Source organism: Embleya scabrispora DSM 41855 (assembly GCF_000372745.1).
Classification (GTDB): Bacteria; Actinomycetota; Actinomycetes; order Streptomycetales; family Streptomycetaceae; genus Embleya; species Embleya scabrispora.
In genome coordinates this window covers 317,842-334,637 of record NZ_KB889664.1, presented here as the reverse complement: position 1 = coordinate 334,637, position 16,796 = coordinate 317,842, and the positions used below count along the sequence as shown (strand labels likewise).

Below are 16,796 nucleotides of genomic sequence, written 5' to 3'. Positions count from 1 at the left end.
CTCGGCGAGGGATCGGGCGCCGGTCATTTCGCCAGTCCCCATTCGGCGAGATTCCAGAACGGGCCCTGGACGGGATTGATGCCGATCGGGCCGCCGACCTTCTTGCCGGTCAGCAGGATGTTGGGGACCGCGCCCAGGGGCAGCGACGGCACGGTGTCGGCGATCAGCCTCTCGGCTTGGCGGGAGGCCTGCAGCCGAGAGGTCTCGTCGACCTCGGTGCCGACCCGGCCGAGCACCGAGTCCAGGCCGGGCACCTGCGCGCGGATGAAGTTGATGCCGGAATTGCCGTTGGCATCGCTGGGGATCGCCGTCGAGCCGAAGGTGGCGTCCAGGGTGGGTTCGGGGAAGGTGTCGGTCAACGTCCACAGTCCCAGTTGGAAATCCCCGGCCGGGGCGACCTTGCCGAACAGGTTCGCGGCGCTGGTGTTCTTGATCGTCATCTTGAAACCGGCCTGCCGCAGTTGCGACTGCAGGATCTGCTCGGTGAGTTCGCGGCTCTGGTTGCCGGCGAGGGAGACGATCGTGAACTGCGCGGCGCGGCCGTCCTTGGACCAGATCCCGTCGCCGTTCTTCGCCCACCCGGCAGCGGTCATGATCTGCTGGACCTTGGCGAGGTCGCGCTGGTAGACCGCGAAGTCCTCGGCCGCGAACGCGGACACCAACGGTGACAGGAAACTCTGCGCGGGCGCGGTCACGCCCAACGAGCCGAAGAGCTTGCGCACGATCGCGCCGCGGTCGATCGAGTGGGCGAGCGCCTGGCGGACCGCAACGGAGTCGAACGGGAACGCGGAGTTGTTCATCCACAGCGCCTGCAGGTTCCCGGTTCGGGTCTCCACCTGCATGTCGGCGCTGCCGCCGAGCGAGTTGATCTGGGCGAGCACGTCGAGCTGCGGCGTCGGATACAGGGCGTCGAGCTGGCCGCTGGCGAACGCCTGGAACTCGGCGGCGGTGTCGGTGGTGAACTGGAACGTCACCTTGTCCAGGTGGGGTTTGCGGCCCCAGTAGCGCTCGTTGGGGACCAGGGTGACGGAGGTGCCCCTGACCCAGGAGGCAATCCTCCAGGGACCGCCACTGAACGTGTAGCCGTTCTTCATCAGCGCGTTGCGGTCCTTGCCCTCCAGCAGGTGCGCCGGCAGTACCCCGTACTCGGCACCGAACAGCTGCCGCCAGTTGGCATAGGGGGACTTGAGGGTGAGGACCGCGGTCCGCGCGTCCGGGGTGGAGATCGAGTCGATGAGGTCGTAGCCGGTCTGGGTGAAGATGTCCTTGCCGTCGCGGATCTGCAGCGCGGTGTACTTCAGGTCGGCCGAGGTGATCGGTTGCCCGTCGGACCAGACGGCGGCGGGGTTGAGTCGGTAGGTGATCGTCTGCCGCCCGTCCACCATCGCGGTGGTGGGCGTGGAGGCCATCAGGTCGGACGCGACCGGGACCCAGTCCTTGCCCTGCGGTGCGACGGTGAAGACCTGCGGGATCGTCTGGGCCTGCATGAGGTAGGTGCCCCAGATGGAGCCGGCGCAGCTGGAGATCCAGTCCGCGCAGTCCGGCTCCTGCTCGGCGCCGATGACCAGGCTCCCGCCCTGCTTGACCGGGACATCGCGAATGGCGGTTCCCGGCGCCAGCGCCGGCGCGCCCGACGTGCATCCGGTGGCCACGAGAACGGCGAGTGCCGCCAGGGCACTTCCGACGGGGGTGCGCAGCTTTCCGGCTCTGGACGGTATCCGGTCGCTTCGTTCATGAATCATGGTGTTCGACCTTCCCTGTACGGGATGTCCCCGGGACTCGATGATCAAGGGTAAAGAGACGTGGACGGCATAGCAATACACCTAGGCTAGGAGTTAGCCAATGAGATTGACTTGAAATGTGGCCATGCCTCCGGCAGGCTCGGTATCACGGCGCCCACCGGCGCCGACTCCCCAGGAAGGATCCGCATGAGCGTCCCGAAGGCCGAGGACACGTCCGGTGCTCCAGGCAAGACCAGCACGGGCCCAGGGCGCCGTCGGCTTCCCCGCGACACCCTGAGCCGGCAGGTCATCCTGGAGGCCGCCGAGCGGGTCGCCGCACGGGACGGGCTCGACTCCTTCACGTTCCAGTCCCTCGCGAAAGAGGTGAACGCCCACCCGACGTCGCTCTACCGGCACTTCCGCGACAAGGACCAGTTGGTCCTGGAGTTGATCGACGACCTTCGGGCGCGTTCCTACGGCGGGCGGCTGGAGGCGACCGACTCCTGGCGCGAGGATCTGCGCACGTTGGCCCGCTACGTCCACGAACACCTGCTGCGCTACCCGCAGTTCGCCGTGCAGATGGCCGCGCGCACCACCCGCAGGCCCACCGAGTTCGCCAACGTCGAGTTCGCCCTGGACGCGCTGCTGCGCGCCGGCCTCGACGAGGAGGACGCGGCCATGTACCTGCGGGTGTTCGGCAACGTGGTCCGCTCGCTCGCCAGCATGGAGGCGGGCATGTCCGCCCTGGACCCGGAGACCCGCGACGGCGACACCCTGGCCTGGCAGTTGGAGTACCGCAGGCTGCCGGCCGAGCAGTACCCGCGTATCGCCGCGATGAGCGGACAGCTCAAGGACATCGGCGACCCGCAGGTCTTCGACACGGCGGTGGACCTGCTCCTCGACGCGATCGAGGCTCGTGCCGAGCAGGCCGGTCGGCGTTCGAAGCCCGCGCCGAAGGGGACGTGAGCCGAACCGGTCGGCGCACGGTCGGTACGACCGCGCTCAGCGGGCGGGCGGAGTGACGGCCGGTGCCCGGATCAGCCCGGCCACCAGCGTCGCGCGCTCCGGAAGGGAGCCCAGGTCCACCCACTCGTGCCGGGCATGCGCGCCGGCACCCGCCGGGCCGAGTCCGTCCAGAGTGGGAACGCCCAGCCCGGCGGTGAAGTTGCCGTCGGAGCCGCCGCCGACCCGGGCCTCCCCGATCGCGGCCAGCCCCTGCTCCCGGGCCAGCCGCTGTGCGGCCAGCAGGAGTTGCACCGACATCCCGCGTTCCAGCGGAGGCCGGTTGATGCCCCCCGCCAGTTCGACTCCGGCCCCCGGCAGCCGAGCGCACAGGACGCTCAGGGCCTCCTCGACCCGCTGCAACTCCTGCCGCTCCCAGGCCCGTACGTCGACCTCGACCCACGCCGACTCGGGCACGGTGTTGGTCGTGGTCCCGGCTCGGCCGACGGTGGGCGTCACCGTCGTGCCCCGACCGGTATCGCCGAGCACGCTGATCGCGAGCACCTGGTGTGCCAACTCCACCAGGGCGTTGACCCCGAGCTCCGGCTCCAGCCCGGCGTGGGCCGCGCGTCCGCGCACGCCCAGCCGATACAGCGCCACGCCCTTGCGAGCCGTCTTGAGGGCCCCGTCCAGACCGGGCTCCAGCACCAGCACCGCGCGGCAGCCGGCCGCCGCCTCCTCGACCAACGCGCGCGAGGTGGGTGAGCCCCGCTCCTCGTCGCCGGTGACCAGCATCCGCACGTCGTCGGCGCCGCCGGTCAACTCCAGCGCGTCCAGCGCCGTCACCAGGCCCGCCTTCATGTCGAACACCCCCGGCCCGGTCGCCCGGCCGTCCACCGCGGTGAACGGGCGCTCGGCCAGTGTGCCCAGCGGCCAGACGGTGTCGGCATGGCCGAGCAGCAACACCGGAGCCCTGGCCGGGTCGCTCACCCGCTCGTGCACGTACAGGTGCGGCACCCCGTCCCTGACCACGCGTTCGGCCCTGCCCAGCAGGCCGTTCGACCACGAGGCCAGCAACTCGTAGAGCGCGTCCAGCCCCGGTACGTGGCCGGACGGCGTCTCCAACTCGACCAGTTGCCGCAGCCGACGCAGGGAGCGGGCGGTGTCGACGTCGCGGGAAGTGTTCAACGGGACTCTCCCGATTCGGTGTGCCTACAGAACGCGGCCAGGGCGTGCGCCACCTCGTGGGGCGCCTCCTCGCACAGGTAGTGGTCGGCGGCGATCGCTGCCGCGTCGACGTGGCTCGCATGGGACGTCCAGACGCGCGGCACGTCGAAGTTGCGCCCCACGTAGCTGTGCGTCCCCCACAGTGCGAGCAGTGGCGCCTCGACCCGGCGACCCTGATCGCGGTCCCACCGGTCGTGCACCAGGTCGATGCCGGCCGCGGCCCGGTAATCGGCGCACGAGGCGCGGACCGTGGCGGGGTCGAAGCAGCGCGCGTACTCGGCCATCGCCGCCTCGTCGAGGGCCCGTCCGCCGGCGTGGCGACCGGCGAACCGGCTGCGCAGCCATGCCTCGGTGTCCGCCAGGATCAGCCGCTCGGGCAGCTCGGACTCCAGCGAGAGGAAGAACCAGTGGAAGTAGTCGGAGGCCATCGCCCGGTCCACGTTCTCGAACATGTGCAGCGTCGGCACGACGTCCAGGACCGCCACGGCCCGCACTCGCTCGGGAGAGTCCAGCGCCATCCGGTGGGCCACCCGCGCGCCCCGGTCGTGACCGACCACCGCGAAGCGCGGGAAGCCCAGCGACTCCATGAGCGACACCTGGTCGGCCGCCATGACCCGCTTGCTGTAGGGGTCGTGGGACGGGGTGTCGCCGGGTTTGTCGCTGTCTCCGTAGCCGCGCAGGTCCGCCAGGACGACAGTGTGGCCCGCCGCGACAAGTTCGGGGGCGACCCGGTGCCACATGGCCGAGGTCTGCGGGTAGCCGTGGAGCAGCAGGATCGCAGGACCCTCGCCCCCGACGAGTGCGTTGATCCGGACACCGTCGCGGGACGACTCCACGCGCCGCAGGCCCGGCAGAAGCGGGTTCACGCCATCGTCCCGGGCCGGCGCAGCTCCTCGATGAAGGCGTCGCACACCTGATCCGTCGACAGCGTGCCGCCGAGGTCCGGGGTGACCGAACCGGCGGCGATCACCCGGTCCATCGCCTGGACGAGTCGCCCGGCCGCCGCCGCCTCGCCCAGATGCTCCAGCATCAGGGCGCAGGACCAGATCTGGCCGATCGGGTTGGCCGTACCGGTGCCGACGATGTCGGGCGCGGAGCCGTGGATCGGCTCGAACATCGAGGGCCCGCGCCGAGTGGGGTCGATGTTGCCGCACGGCGCGACGCCGATGCTCCCGGCCAGAGCGGCGGTCAGGTCGCTGAGGATGTCGCCGAAGAGGTTGGAGGCCACGATCACGTCGAAGCGCGTGGGGTCCAGGACGAGCAGCGCGGCCAGGGCGTCGACGTGGTACGACGTCAACTCGACGTCGGGGAAGTCGGCGGCGACCTCGGCCACCACCTCGTCCCAGAACGGCATGGTGTGCACGATGCCGTTCGACTTGGTGGCCGAGGCCAGCCGGCCCGAGCGGGTGCGGGCCAGCCCGAAGGCGTAGCGGGCGATCCGCTCGACGCCCAGTCGCGTGAAGACGGCCTCCTGCACCGCGAGTTCGTGGGGACGGCCACGGTAGAGCCGGCCGCCGATCTCGCCGTACTCGCCCTCGGTGTTCTCCCGCACCACCACCAGGTCGAACGCTCGCTCGTCGCGCAACGGCCCGCGGACCCCGCGCAGCGAACGCACCGGTCGCAGCGAGACGAACTGGTCGAACTCCCGCCTGATCGGGATCAGCAGCCCCCACAGGGACACATGGTCGGGTACTTCCGGCGTGCCGACCGCGCCGAGCAGGATCGCGTCGGCACCGCGCAGCTGTTCGATGCCGTCGACCGGCATCATCGCGCCGGTCTCGGCGTGGAACGCGCACCCCCAGGGGTGTTCCGTCCACAGCAGTTCGAATCCGTGTGTCGCGGACAGTGCGTCGAGGACCCGCCGAGCGGCCGGCACGGTCTCCCGACCGATGCCGTCGCCGGGGATCGCCGCGATCCGATACGTGCGCACCTGAGCTCCCGTCATCCGTTAGCAACGCACCTAGCCTATGAGATAGCCACGATGAATTGCTATAGCCGGACGGATGTCGCTCGCGTCGGCGAGGACGGGGGCGTTCGCGTGGACCGCGCGGGCGAGAGTTCGCGTCCACCGATGGGCGCAAGCCAGCGCGCCGTCGGGCGATCACCGGGTGACGATGGCACCGATGCAGGGCTGCGTGGCCGGCACGCGGTGCGCATGGGTCGCCAGGAGATGTGAGCACATGACGATCGATCGACGGCGGTTTCTGGCTGCGCTGGGCGTCGGCGGCGCGACGGTGGTGACGGCAGGAGGGCTGGCCCGGGGCGTGGCATCGATCCTGCCGGCGTTCGACAAGCGGCCGACGCGAGGCATCGCCGGACAGCGGGTACCCGGGTCGCCGGCCGCGCCGCCGGACTGGTCGGCGTTGAGGGCACGGCTGGAGGGACGGCTGCTGTTGCCGGAGGACCAGGGGTACGGCGTGGCCCGGCTCGGATACAACGAGCTGTACGACGACCAACTGCCGGCGGCGGTGGCTCGCTGTGCCTCCGCGGCGGATGTACAGAGTTGCCTGGACGCGGCGCGTGGGCACGGGGTGCCGATCGCCGCGCGCAGCGGAGGGCACAGCTACCTCGGCTACAGCGTGCCCGACGCCGGACTGGTGATGGACCTGCGGCCGATGGCGCAGGTCCAAGTGCGGTCCGACGGGACGGTGCGCGTCGGGGCGGGAGCCCGGTTGATCGAGGTCTACGCGGCGCTGGCACAGGCCGGGCGACTGATGCCGGCCGGCTCCTGCCCGACGGTGGGGGTCAGCGGGCTGGCCCTGGGCGGCGGGATCGGGGTGCTGACCCGCAAGTACGGACTGACCTGCGATCGGCTGGTCTCGGCCGAGGTGGTCACCGCCGACTCGCGGGTGCTCACCGCCTCCGAGTACTCCGAGCCGGATCTGTACTGGGCACTCCGCGGCGGGGGCGGCGGCAACTTCGGCGTGGTCACCCGGTTCACCTTCCGTACCGAGCCCGCGCCCGCGCTCACCGTCTTCTCGCTGCGCTTCCCGGCCGGCTCGGCCGCCTCGGTCGTCGGGGCCTGGCAGGAGTGGGTCGCGGACGCGCCGCCGGAGCTGTGGTCGAACTGCGTGGTCTCCGGCGGCACGCCGCCCACCTGCCGGGTGGGCGGCTGCTACGTCGGGGCCGCGGGCGGGCTGAATCCGCTTCTGGATCGGCTGATCGCCGCCGCCTCGACGCAGCCGACCGCGCGCACCGTGCTGGGCAAGAGCTATCTGGACACGATGAAGTACATGGCCGGCTGTGCGAACGACACCATCGCGCAGTGCCACCCGACATTCGAGGGCGGGCGGCTGCCGCGAGCGGCCTTCGTCGCCGTCTCCCGGGTGCTGACCGCTCCACTGGACGCGCAGGGGGTGGTGCGGCTGATGGCCGGACGCGCCGGGATGGACCTGCTGCTGGACTCGATGGGCGGCGCGGTCTCGCGACTCGCCCCCGACGCGACGGCCTTTCCACACCGCTCGGCGCTCGCCACCGCGCAGATCTACGCGAGCACCACACTCGCCGGGAAGGCGGCGGCCACGGCCGCGGTGGACGCGGTCCGGGACGGGCTCGCAAAACTCGGCGCGGCGGGCGCGTACGTCAATTACATCGACGCGAACCTGCCGAACTGGGGTACCGCCTACTACGGCGAGAACCTGTCACGACTGAAGGCGGTGTCGCGACACTACGACCCGGACCGGGTGTTCGCGTTCCCCCAGTCGGTGGCGCGGGCCACGGCGTCGGCGTCATCGGCCCGTTGAAGGTCCATCGAGGTCGCCGGGGCCGGCCCGGCCCGCCCCGGCCCGCTTCGGTGCGTGTGCCCGGTAGGGTCCGCGCACGCGAGCGGGGCAGTGCGCCGGGACCTCGGGTGCCGGGACCTCAGGCACCTGGATCCGGTTGCACCGGTTCGGTCAAGTGGGCGCGGACGGCCTCGAGTTGGGCGGCGGCTCCGACCATGTCGCGGCCGGCCACGGTCAACACGACGCCGAGGCCGATCGGGACGCCCACCACCATGGTCATCACCGCGGCGCGGCCGTACTTGCGGACGAACGGACGGTCACGCTCGACGCCGTAGATCCGGTTCGCGCCCCGCTCGATCTGGCTCATCGCCGTCGCGACGTTGACCAGCGAGAACACCAGCCCCAGGGTCAGTGCGACCGCGCTGCCCTCACCCGCGTCGCGCAGGGTCTCCCGCACCACGGTCGAACTCGGGCCCGTGGACAGCCGACCGAGCGCGGTGGAGACGAACCGGCCGAATTTGTCGGTGTACAGGACCCGCGAGAGTCCGACGACGGCGATCACCAACGGGACCACGGACAGCACCGTCTGCAGTGCGAGCGCGCGGGAATGGGTGAACCCGTCCGCGTACCGAAAGCGGACGAACGCGTTCCTGACCAACTTCCATCCGCCGTACCGGCGCAGCGTCGCCCACGCCTCGTCCGCGGACAGTTCCTCGCCCCTCATGTCCCGCGTCTGCGGAACCTTTATCGCTGTGCCCATGGACGGCTTCTGCCCGACGGTCGCGAATGCAGCACTCGACGCGGAGGGGATTCGGTCGCCGGGTCCAACGCGCCGCAACGGTGGCCGCGAAGCAGCATGAGGAGCATCGCGAACGTCGTGCCGCGGCCGCCCCGCGCGCACGCGTCGAGGGCACCCCTGGATCATGTATGTGGTCACGGTCGGTGGGGTCGGGGCAGAATGGATCGGGGCTTCGATGGCACGCGTGGGTCGGGCTGTGCGGGTGGCGGCGGCGGCGACGGGAATGGCGCTGATGACGGGGTGTTCGGCGGCCGTGGACCTGGCCGATGCGACCTCCGCGAATCTGTCGGGACTGGGCGACGAGGCGCTGCACGAGCGGATGACCAAGGCAGTGGACGGTGTTCGCTACGTCCGGGTCTCCGATGTTCGGGGCGGCCCCAGGAACGGAAGCGTCGATGTGCATCTGGACATGCGGACCGGCGACTTCACGAGCAGCGGGAACGGGGCGGGCCATCCCATCGAGATGATCAGCGTCGGTGGGGACCTCTACGTCAAGGCTTCGCGCGCCTATTGGCAGCGGCACCTCGGGCCCGACCGGGCCGACCTCGTGGCCGCGTTGGACGGCAAGTACGGGCGGGCGGCGGCCGACGACCCGGTGCGTTCGAAGATGGCGAAGACGGTCGGGTCGGTCAATCCCCGCAAGTTCGTGAACGAACTGGCGGACGCCGACCGGCGTGCGGACACCTTTGTCGAGGGTCGTCACATGGTGGTGATCGCGGAGAGCGAAGCGGACGATGCCGCGCGGATATATATCCCGGCCGACGGCCCGGCGTTGCCCTTCCGGGCGATCTCCAACGATGCCGCGCCGGACGACGGAGCCATCACGTTGACCTGGACGGAGTACGACCGCCCCGTCGACATCAAGGCGCCTGCGCGCGATCTCGTCGTCGAACTCCCCAACCTCGGCATGGCGCCCGGCCCCGCGCTGTGACCGGCGACCGTCCGTGAGGACAATCGGCACACCCGGTATCCCGATCATCATCGGCGGCACCGGCCGAGCCGTCGCCAGCTGCGGCTGCGCTTCCTGATCGGATGAACCCACCCCCCGGCACGGCGCGGGGGGCGTGGGGGTCGGATCCGCGCGTGGGCGAACACGCCCTGGGCGCGGCGGGGGTGGGATACGGCTCGATCTTTTTGGGGGTTGCGGCAGGATGGGGGCGTGCCGAGCGAGTCAGAGACGATAGAACTGAGCGAAGACGAACTTCGTGGGATCGCGGGCTATGCCGCCGATTGTGCGCGCAGGGTGCTGGCGATCTTCGAACAGAGCGTTCCCGTCGATGCGCGCCCACGCGACGCCATCGCCGCGGCGGACGCCTTTGCCGCGGGCGGCCGGCGCACGGGGGCTCTGCGGCAGAGCGCGTGGGCCGCGTACAAGGCGGCACAGGAAGTCTCCGCACCCGCAGCGGTCGACGCTGCGCGAGCGGCGAGCCACGCGGCCGCCGCCGCGTTCCTGCATCCCAAGGCGAGCGCTCATCAGGTGAAGCACATTCTCGGTGCGGCGGCGCATGCGGCGAGGGCGCAGGAGCAGGCATCCGAGGAAGGCGGCCGGGCCGCCGCCGAAACCCTGGACTGGGCGCGGTGCCACGCACCGGCAGCGGTCACCGCGGTGCTCGCCCGGCTGCCCGCCGCGCCCTCCGGGGGCGGGCGCGTGGGCGAGTTCATTCGCGACCTCGACTCCGCCCTCCGCGCCTGACGGCGATCGATCCGGTCACCCGCCTGCGGCATCGAGCCGGCGCCGCCGGTCGGCGTCGGCGGCGGGCTCGGCGGGGCGTGGTCAGCGGTAGCCGGTGGTGTCGGCGGGCTTGCCGGCGTCCTGGACTTCGACGATGTAGCGCCATGCGTCGGGGCGGCTGCCGTCGAGGTCGGTGAAGCCGTACTCGTGCGCGAGTCGTCCGCTGGAGAGGGACCGGCCGTTCCAGCGGGCCCGTTCGGGATCCGCGGCCAGGGCCGCGACGGCTCGTCCGACGTAGGCCGGGCTCTCCGAGATGGCGAAGTGTGGCTCCTTGCCGAGTGCGTCGCGCCAGGTGTCCTCGGTGACGCCGAACAGGTCGAGCATGATCTCCGAGCGCATCCAGCCCGGGGTCAGCGACAGTGCGGTTGCGCCGTGTTCGGCGAGTTCCTTCGACTGCGCGAAGGCGAGGCGGTTCACCGAGGTCTTGGCGAGGTCGTAGAAGAGCGAGATGCGGTAGTTCTCGGCGTTGTACTGCGCGGTGCCGTCGGTGATCTCGACGACGAGGGCGCCCGGTTCGCGGATCATCACAGGGATCGCGTGGTGGCTGGTGATGATGTGGGTGTCGATCGCCAGGCGCAGGATGCGCAGGCCCTTGTCGAGCGAGTGCTCCCACAGTTTCTCGTCCCACCCGAAGAGCAGTTCGCCGCCCCAGATGTTGTTCACCAGCACGTCGAGGCGGCCGTGGTCACGGTCGATGCGCGCGATGAGGGCGGCGACCTGCCGCGGATCCAAGTGGTCCACCTGCACGGCGATGCCGCGTCCGCCCGCCGCGGTGACGCGTTCGGCGGTCTCTTCGATCGTCTCGTCCCGGTCGATCTCGGAACGCTCGGCCCGCGTACTGCGGCCGGTCACATACACGGTGGCCCCCGCCGCGCCCAACTGCGTGGCGATTCCCCGCCCGGCGCCGCGCGTCGCGCCCGCGACCAGTGCCACCTTGCCCGTCAATGTGTTGGTCATGCGGACGATCATGCCGACGATCCCTGACGGGGTGTGTCAGGGATGTTTCCGTCCCGGCCTCGCCCGTGGCGATTTCGGCCGCTATTCGCCATCTGTTACCGGAAGTGATACCTCCGGGACTCCGTGTAACGCAGATCACGTCCGCGTTCACCCTTCGAGGTCGCAGAGCGACCCATCGTCATGTAATGATGTGCCATGTGAGATGTGAAATGTCACACCTCACCAGTCCCACCCGACCCCGGGTGCCACGACATCGGAGGCTTCCATGAAGTTCATGACGACCGCGGCAGCGATAGGCATAGCCGGCCTGAGCGTCATCGCGACCGCACCGGTCGCGACCGCCGACCCCGCCCCGACCACCGTGACGTGCGGCCCCTCCGGACTCCAGTCCGGTCTCTCGACCAAGGTCTGCGCGGAGGTCACCGGCGACAACGTCCGACTCTTCGGCCAGGTCGGCCTGGCGGGTCCCCCCTCCCCCGGCAGTCCGCCGCAGCAGCCGCAGCCGCTGAACCTGCGCCTGTCCGGCAACGTGGCCGGCGTCTCGCTCGGTGCGGTCAACCAGGACGCGATCTTCCACTACACGACGATCAAGGTCTCCGGCGTGGGTGGCACCGTGGCGTGCGGTTCGAACGTGCACGGCAGCTTCAGCGTGGAGTCGTACCAGTGGCCGGCCAGGCCGGTCACCCTCGATCTCGTGATCCCCTGCTGACCACGGGCCGGATCGCCGCGCACGGCGGGGCCACCGTGACCCGCTAGCCGGCGGCGCAACGAGGGCGCGCGACAAGGGGCCTCGGACTCCGCGGACAAACCGCGGAGTCCGGGGCCCCTGCGTGCGGGGTGTACGGTCACGCCGTGCGGCCGGCGATGAGTTCGCGCGCCGGGCCCGGTACATATACCGAGGGGTCCGCACACACAGGGAGAACACACGCGCCGTGACGACATCGACCGAGCACGACTTCGCCACCAGGACCGACCCGTTCCGGCGGGAGTTGTTGGCGCACTGTTACCGCATGCTCGCCTCGGTCCACGACGCCGAGGACCTGGTCCAGGAGACCTACCTGCGGGCCTGGCGGGCTTGGGACCGGTACGACCGGGAGCGCGCCTCGCTGCGCACCTGGCTCTACCGCATCGCCACCAACGCCTGTCTGAACGCGTTGGAGAGCCGCGTCCGCAGGCCGTTGCCATCCGGGCTCGGCGCCCCCGGCCAGGATCCCGAACAGCCGCTGGTCCACGGCGGCGAGGTGCCCTGGCTCCAGCCCTTCCCCGACACACGGCTCGGTACGGACGGCCGGGACCCGGCCGACGTCGTCGCCGAACGGGCCGACCTGCGGCTGGCGTTCGTGGCCGCCGTGCAACTGCTGCCCGCCCGACAGCGCGCCGTATTGCTCCTGCGCGACGTGCTGGCCTTCTCCGCCGCCGAGGTCGCCGCCCTTCTGGACACCACGACGCCGGCGGTCAACAGCGCCCTGCAGCGCGCCCGGGGACGGCTGGCCGAGGCCGGCGCGCAGCCCACCGGGGAACTCGCCGACCCGCAAGCCCGCGCCCTGGTCGACCGGTACGTCAGCGCGTTCGAGAACGCCGACATCGACGCGCTGAAGCGGCTGTTGACCGACGACGCGATCCTGGAGATGCCGCCGTTCCTGAACTGGTACGCCGGGCGCGAGCACTACGCCCGCTTCATCGCCCGCGTCTTCGCCCTGCGCGGTACCGACTGGCGCATGCTCCCGACGGCCGCCAACGGCCAACCGGCGGTGGCGGCCTACGTCCGCGACCGGGACGGCACGTACCGGCTGCACACCCTGCAGGTCTTCACCGTCACCGCCGCGGGCATCACCCGCACCACCGTCTTCCAGGACGCAGCCGTGTTCGCCCTGTTCGGCCTGCCCGAACTTGTCGACGCGGCGCCCCGATGACAACGGGTCCCTCAGCTGTCGAAGTCGACGGTCAGGGTGTCGGAGGCCGGGTACGTCTGGCAGGTCAGGACGTAGCCTGCCTCGGTCTCCGCCGGGTCCAGGGCATAGTTGCGGCGCATGTCGGCGTCGCCGTCGCGGACGAGGGCGCGGCAGGTGCCGCACACGCCGCCCTTGCACGCGAAGGGCACGTCCGGGCGCAGGCGAGCGGCGGCGTCCAGGACGGTGGCGTCGCGCGGCAGGTCGGCGACGGTGGAGCGGCCGTCCAGGACGACGGTCACCCGGCTGACCGGTCCCTGCGCCTTCGCGTCCTCGCGCCGGACCGCCGGCGGCGGTGTGTCGTCGGCGAAGAACAGTTCCTGGTGGACGCGGTCGTCGGGCACGCCGAGGGCGGCCAGGGCGCGCCGGGCGTCGCGGATCATGCCGTGCGGGCCGCACAGCCACCAGTGGTCGGCGTGCTCGGCGACGACCAGGCCGTCGATCAGGGTGCGGAGGCGGTCGTGGTCGAGGCGGCCCGAGAGCAGGTCGACCTCACGCGGTTCGCGGGAGAGCACGTGGGCGAGTTCGAAGCGCGCGGGGTGCAGGTCCTTGAGATCGGCCAGGTCGTCGGCGAACATCACCGTGTCCGTACGGCGGTTGCCGTACAGGAGGGTGGCGCGCGAGCGGTCGTGGGCGGCGAGCACCGATTCGGCGATGGACATCATCGGGGTGATGCCGGAGCCCGCGGCGATCAGTACGTGATGTCCGGGCATGGACACATCGGCGGTGAAGCTACCCGTCGGCGCCATCACCTCGACGCTGTCGCCGGGCCGGACGTCGTGGACGAGCCAGGAGGAGAAGAGTCCTCCGGGCACGACGCGCACGCCGATCCGCGGCCGGGCGCCGGCCGCGGAGCAGATGGAGTAGGAACGGCGTTCGTCGGTTCCGTCGATCTCGCGGCGCAGGGTGAGCGACTGGCCGGGGACGAAGGCGAACGTGTCGGCCAGGTCGTCGGGCACATCGAACGCGAGCGCGGCGGCGTCCTCGCACAGGCGGTCGACCGCCGCGACACGCAGTCGGTGGAAACGCGGGCGGTGGCGGGAGGGCGGCGGCGAGGTGGTGGAGATCGTGTCCGTCGGGTCCTGCATCAGATCTCCTTCATGTGCTCGAACGGCTCGCGGCACGCCAGGCAACGGCGCAGCGCCCGGCAGGAGGTGGCGGCGAATCGGGAGGTCTCCTCGGTGTCCGCCGAGCCGCAGTGCGGGCAGGGTACGCGGCGGCGGGTGGGCAGGAGGTCCAGTGGGGTGGGGCCGGTGGTGGGGCGGGGGGCAGTGCCCGGCGGGGCGATCCCGTAGCGGGCGAGCTTGCGGCGCCCGGCGGGGGTGATCCAGTCGGTGGTCCACGGCGGGTCCAGGACGGTGCGGATCTCGACGCGGGCGAATCCGGCCGCGTGCAGGCGTGCGGCGACCTCGGCGCGCATCTCGGCCATGGCCGGGCAGCCGGAGTAGGTGGGGGTCAGGCCGGCGACGACGGTTCCGTCCGCGGTGATGACGACATCGCGCAGCACGCCGAGGTCGGCCAGGGTGAGCGCGGGCAGTTCCGGGTCGGGGACCTGTGCCGCGATCTCTCGGGCGCGTCGGACGTCCGGTGCGGTGGCCGCCGTCACCATGTCGCCCCCGGGTGTGCGCGGGCCACGCCCTGCAACTCGGCCAGGAGCGGAGCCAGATGCTCGGTGTGCTCCCCGTTCCTGCCGTGTCCGGGCAGGGGTGGGACGACGGCGGGCGGCGCCAGTCCGGCGGTGTCGAGCACCTGTGCCAGGACCGTCCCGACCTCCTCCCGGGCGTCGTGGGCCGCGTACAACTCGGGCAGCCAGGGGACGACTCGGGCGAGCGCGGCGTGCATGCGGCGGTGTGATTCCTCGGTGCCGTCGCCGAGCCGCACCGTCCACTCGGCTGCGTACTGCCGGTGGTACGTCAGTTCCTTGACGCCTTTGGCGGCGATGGCGGCGAGCACCGGGTCGGGGGACGCGGCGAGCCGGGTGAGGTGCGCGAGCCGCCAGGTGGACAGGAGCAGGAGGCGGGCGATCGTGAACGCGAAATCGCCGTTGGGGAGTTCGGCCAGGCGTACGTTGCGGAAGTCGGCCGCGTCGCGGAGGTAGGCGTAGGCGTCCTCGTCGCGGCCGCTGCCGTCGACCTGGCCGCAGCGCGCGTACAGCAGGCGGGCCTGGCCGAGCAGGTCGAGGGCGATGTTGGCGAGCGCCAGTTCCTCTTCGAGTTCGGGGGCGCGGGTGGTCCATTCGGCCAGGCGCTGGGCGCCGATCAGCGCGTCGTCGGCCAGGGCCAGGCAGTTCGCGGCGAGTTCGGCGGCGTCGACGTGCGCGGGCAGCGTGGTGTCGACGCCGTGCAGGGGGTCCTCGAAGCCGGTGCCGAAGGCCCAGCGGGCGTCGCCGCCGTCCCCGTCGGCGAGCGACGGGTGGAGGTGGTCGTCGTGCATGACCTGCTCCTCAGATGTGGGGGACGTCGTCGGGGATGTCGTAGAAGGTGGGGTGGCGGTACACCTTGTCGGCGTTGGGGGCGAAGAACGGGTCCTTCTCGTCGCGGGTGGAGGCGGTGATGTGTCGCGAGCGCACCACCCAGATGCTCACGCCCTCGTTGCGGCGCGTGTACAGGTCGCGCGCGTGGGTCAGGGCCATCCGGTCGTCGGCGGCGTGCAGGGAGCCGACGTGCACGTGATTGAGGCCGCGCTTGCCGCGCACGAACACCTCGTAGAGCGGCCAGTCGGCCGGGGCCGGGGTGTCGTTCATGCCGCTGCTCCTGTCCGGTTGGTGTGCTTGGCCGCGTGGGCGGTCGCTGCTTCGCGTACCCAGGCGCCGTCGTCGTGGGCCGTCCGGCGTCGCCGGACGCGTGAGCTGTTGCACGGGCCGTCGCCGCTGATCACGCGCCGGAGTTCGGCCCAGTCGGGGGTGCCGAAGTCGTGGTGTCCGCGGTCGGGGTTCCAGGTCAGCCGCGGGTCCGGCAGGGTCACGCCCAGCAGGCGCGCCTGGGGCACGGTCATGTCGACGAAGCGTTGGCGCAGCTCGTCGTTGCCGTGGCGTTTGATCTTCCAGGCCATGGACTGGGCGGAATTGGGCGAGTCGTCGTCGGGCGGCCCGAACATCATCAGGGAGGGCCACCACCAGCGGTCGACGGCGTCCTGGACCATCGCACGTTGTGCGTCGGTGCCGCGCATCATCGTGCTCAGCAGTTCGTACGCCTGGCGTTGGTGGAAGGACTCCTCCTTGCAGACGCGGACCATCGCGCGTGCGTAGGGCCCGTAGGAACTGCGGCACAGCGGCACCTGGTTGCAGATGGCGGCGCCGTCCACGAACCAGCCGATGACGCCGACGTCCGCGTAGCTCAGGGTCGGGTAGTTGAAGATGGACGAGTACTTCTGGCGGCCGTCGATCAGGCGCGCGGTCAGGTCGGCGCGGTCGGCGCCGAGGGTTTCGGCCGCGGAGTACAGGTACAGTCCGTGGCCGGCCTCGTCCTGGACCTTGGCGAGCAGGATCGCCTTGCGGCGCAGGGACGGGGCGCGGGTGATCCACTCCGCTTCGGGTTGCATGCCGATGATCTCGGAGTGCGCGTGCTGGGCGATCTGTCGGATGAGTGTCCTGCGGTAGCCCTCGGGCATCCAGTCGCGGGGTTCGATCCGGTGGTCCTTGGCCAGGGTGGCCTCGAAGTGGTGGGCGAGTTCGGGCGGTGCGTCGTCGGCGGGTGGTGTGGTGGGGGGTGGTGTGGTGGGTGTGGCCATTGAGGAATCCCTACCGAC

Annotated in this window: 16 protein-coding genes and 1 pseudogene; 6 read left to right on the top strand and 11 right to left on the bottom strand. The window is 71.2% G+C overall.

Going from position 1 to position 16,796, the window contains the following annotated elements; translation table 11 throughout:
* Positions 1 to 23 precede the first annotated feature (23 nt).
* Positions 24 to 1,742 (bottom strand): peptide ABC transporter substrate-binding protein, encoded by a 1,719-nt coding sequence (locus A3IC_RS0118890; RefSeq protein ID WP_079026527.1) that lies wholly within the window; start codon positions 1,740 to 1,742, stop codon positions 24 to 26.
* 186 nt (positions 1,743 to 1,928) lie between these two features.
* Here A3IC_RS0118890 and A3IC_RS0118885 point away from each other — a divergent pair, with 186 nt between their 5' ends.
* A complete protein-coding gene (locus tag A3IC_RS0118885) occupies positions 1,929 to 2,687 on the top strand; it encodes a TetR/AcrR family transcriptional regulator (protein ID WP_020551615.1) in 759 nt (252 codons plus the stop codon).
* A 36-nt stretch (positions 2,688 to 2,723) separates the two neighbouring features.
* Here the strand turns inward: A3IC_RS0118885 and A3IC_RS0118880 are convergent, their stop codons facing one another.
* From A3IC_RS0118880 to A3IC_RS0118870, 3 genes are read right to left on the bottom strand one after another with little or no spacing between them, the layout of a single operon-like run.
* Complete coding sequence (locus A3IC_RS0118880; protein WP_020551614.1) at positions 2,724 to 3,851, bottom strand: M20 family metallopeptidase; 1,128 nt, start codon at positions 3,849 to 3,851, stop codon at positions 2,724 to 2,726.
* Positions 3,848 to 4,756: an alpha/beta fold hydrolase gene (locus A3IC_RS0118875; RefSeq protein WP_020551613.1), complete on the bottom strand. Its 909-nt coding sequence runs from the start codon at positions 4,754 to 4,756 to the stop codon at positions 3,848 to 3,850. Before A3IC_RS0118875 ends, A3IC_RS0118880 begins: the two co-directional genes overlap by 4 nt.
* Positions 4,753 to 5,820 carry a tartrate dehydrogenase gene (locus A3IC_RS0118870; RefSeq protein WP_020551612.1) on the bottom strand — a complete coding sequence of 356 codons (1,068 nt, stop codon included), beginning with the start codon at positions 5,818 to 5,820 and terminating at the stop codon, positions 4,753 to 4,755. The genes A3IC_RS0118875 and A3IC_RS0118870 overlap by 4 nt, the downstream gene beginning before the upstream one ends.
* 250 nt (positions 5,821 to 6,070) lie before the next feature.
* Here A3IC_RS0118870 and A3IC_RS0118865 point away from each other — a divergent pair, with 250 nt between their 5' ends.
* Positions 6,071 to 7,633, top strand: coding sequence for an FAD-binding oxidoreductase (locus A3IC_RS0118865; protein WP_020551611.1), 1,563 nt, complete (start codon positions 6,071 to 6,073; stop codon positions 7,631 to 7,633).
* Positions 7,634 to 7,805: 172 nt separating this feature from the next.
* Here the strand turns inward: A3IC_RS0118865 and A3IC_RS0118860 are convergent.
* A pseudogene (locus A3IC_RS0118860) lies at positions 7,806 to 8,372 on the bottom strand (YihY/virulence factor BrkB family protein); the annotation flags it as partial.
* 223 nt (positions 8,373 to 8,595) lie between these two features.
* Between A3IC_RS0118860 and A3IC_RS0118855 the strand changes: the two are divergent.
* Both A3IC_RS0118855 and A3IC_RS0118850 read left to right on the top strand, forming a co-directional pair.
* The gene (locus tag A3IC_RS0118855) at positions 8,596 to 9,342 is read left to right on the top strand and encodes a hypothetical protein (RefSeq protein ID WP_158696002.1); all 747 of its coding nucleotides are present in this window, start codon (positions 8,596 to 8,598) and stop codon (positions 9,340 to 9,342) included.
* Between the two features lie 228 nt (positions 9,343 to 9,570).
* Positions 9,571 to 10,104, top strand: a complete 534-nt coding sequence (locus tag A3IC_RS0118850; protein WP_026218437.1) for a putative immunity protein — start codon at positions 9,571 to 9,573, stop codon at positions 10,102 to 10,104.
* A gap of 81 nt (positions 10,105 to 10,185) precedes the next feature.
* On the opposite strand, the gene A3IC_RS0118845 is transcribed toward A3IC_RS0118850, so the two are convergent.
* A complete protein-coding gene (locus tag A3IC_RS0118845; protein ID WP_026218436.1) occupies positions 10,186 to 11,100 on the bottom strand; it encodes an SDR family oxidoreductase in 915 nt (304 codons plus the stop codon).
* 265 nt (positions 11,101 to 11,365) lie between these two features.
* Between A3IC_RS0118845 and A3IC_RS0118840 the strand changes: the two genes are divergently transcribed.
* Together A3IC_RS0118840 and A3IC_RS0118835 are read left to right on the top strand one after the other, a co-directional pair.
* Positions 11,366 to 11,809: a hypothetical protein gene (locus A3IC_RS0118840; RefSeq protein ID WP_020551606.1), complete on the top strand. Its 444-nt coding sequence runs from the start codon at positions 11,366 to 11,368 to the stop codon at positions 11,807 to 11,809.
* 181 nt (positions 11,810 to 11,990) lie between these two features.
* Complete coding sequence (locus A3IC_RS0118835) at positions 11,991 to 13,013, top strand: sigma-70 family RNA polymerase sigma factor (RefSeq protein ID WP_079026535.1); 1,023 nt, start codon at positions 11,991 to 11,993, stop codon at positions 13,011 to 13,013.
* An 11-nt stretch (positions 13,014 to 13,024) separates the two neighbouring features.
* Here the strand turns inward: A3IC_RS0118835 and paaE are convergent, their stop codons facing one another.
* From paaE to paaA, 5 genes are read right to left on the bottom strand one after another with little or no spacing between them, the layout of a single operon-like run.
* A complete protein-coding gene (gene paaE / locus A3IC_RS0118830; protein WP_020551604.1) occupies positions 13,025 to 14,137 on the bottom strand; it encodes a 1,2-phenylacetyl-CoA epoxidase subunit PaaE in 1,113 nt (370 codons plus the stop codon).
* Positions 14,137 to 14,658, bottom strand: a complete 522-nt coding sequence (paaD, locus tag A3IC_RS0118825; RefSeq protein WP_020551603.1) for a 1,2-phenylacetyl-CoA epoxidase subunit PaaD — start codon at positions 14,656 to 14,658, stop codon at positions 14,137 to 14,139. Before paaD ends, paaE begins: the two co-directional genes overlap by 1 nt.
* A complete protein-coding gene (gene paaC / locus A3IC_RS0118820; RefSeq protein WP_020551602.1) occupies positions 14,652 to 15,482 on the bottom strand; it encodes a 1,2-phenylacetyl-CoA epoxidase subunit PaaC in 831 nt (276 codons plus the stop codon). The genes paaD and paaC overlap by 7 nt, the downstream gene beginning before the upstream one ends.
* Before the next feature lie 10 nt (positions 15,483 to 15,492).
* Positions 15,493 to 15,792: a 1,2-phenylacetyl-CoA epoxidase subunit PaaB gene (paaB, locus tag A3IC_RS0118815; protein ID WP_020551601.1), complete on the bottom strand. Its 300-nt coding sequence runs from the start codon at positions 15,790 to 15,792 to the stop codon at positions 15,493 to 15,495.
* Positions 15,789 to 16,778 (bottom strand): 1,2-phenylacetyl-CoA epoxidase subunit PaaA, encoded by a 990-nt coding sequence (gene paaA / locus A3IC_RS55235; protein WP_020551600.1) that lies wholly within the window; start codon positions 16,776 to 16,778, stop codon positions 15,789 to 15,791. The genes paaB and paaA overlap by 4 nt, the downstream gene beginning before the upstream one ends.
* Between the last annotated feature and the right edge of the window lie 18 nt (positions 16,779 to 16,796).

Excerpts from the sequence above, each read along its gene's own strand:
- A3IC_RS0118890 (WP_079026527.1), bottom strand. The coding sequence starts at position 1,742 with ATGATTCATGAACGAAGCGACCGGATACCGTCCAGAGCCGGAAAGCTG.
- A3IC_RS0118885 (WP_020551615.1), top strand. The coding sequence starts at position 1,929 with ATGAGCGTCCCGAAGGCCGAGGACACGTCCGGTGCTCCAGGCAAGACC.
- A3IC_RS0118865 (WP_020551611.1), top strand. The coding sequence starts at position 6,071 with ATGACGATCGATCGACGGCGGTTTCTGGCTGCGCTGGGCGTCGGCGGC.
- A3IC_RS0118845 (WP_026218436.1), bottom strand. The coding sequence starts at position 11,100 with ATGACCAACACATTGACGGGCAAGGTGGCACTGGTCGCGGGCGCGACG.
- A3IC_RS0118840 (WP_020551606.1), top strand. The coding sequence starts at position 11,366 with ATGAAGTTCATGACGACCGCGGCAGCGATAGGCATAGCCGGCCTGAGC.
- paaE (WP_020551604.1), bottom strand. The coding sequence starts at position 14,137 with ATGCAGGACCCGACGGACACGATCTCCACCACCTCGCCGCCGCCCTCC.
- paaD (WP_020551603.1), bottom strand. The coding sequence starts at position 14,658 with ATGGTGACGGCGGCCACCGCACCGGACGTCCGACGCGCCCGAGAGATC.
- paaC (WP_020551602.1), bottom strand. The coding sequence starts at position 15,482 with ATGCACGACGACCACCTCCACCCGTCGCTCGCCGACGGGGACGGCGGC.
- paaB (WP_020551601.1), bottom strand. The coding sequence starts at position 15,792 with ATGAACGACACCCCGGCCCCGGCCGACTGGCCGCTCTACGAGGTGTTC.
- paaA (WP_020551600.1), bottom strand. The coding sequence starts at position 16,778 with ATGGCCACACCCACCACACCACCCCCCACCACACCACCCGCCGACGAC.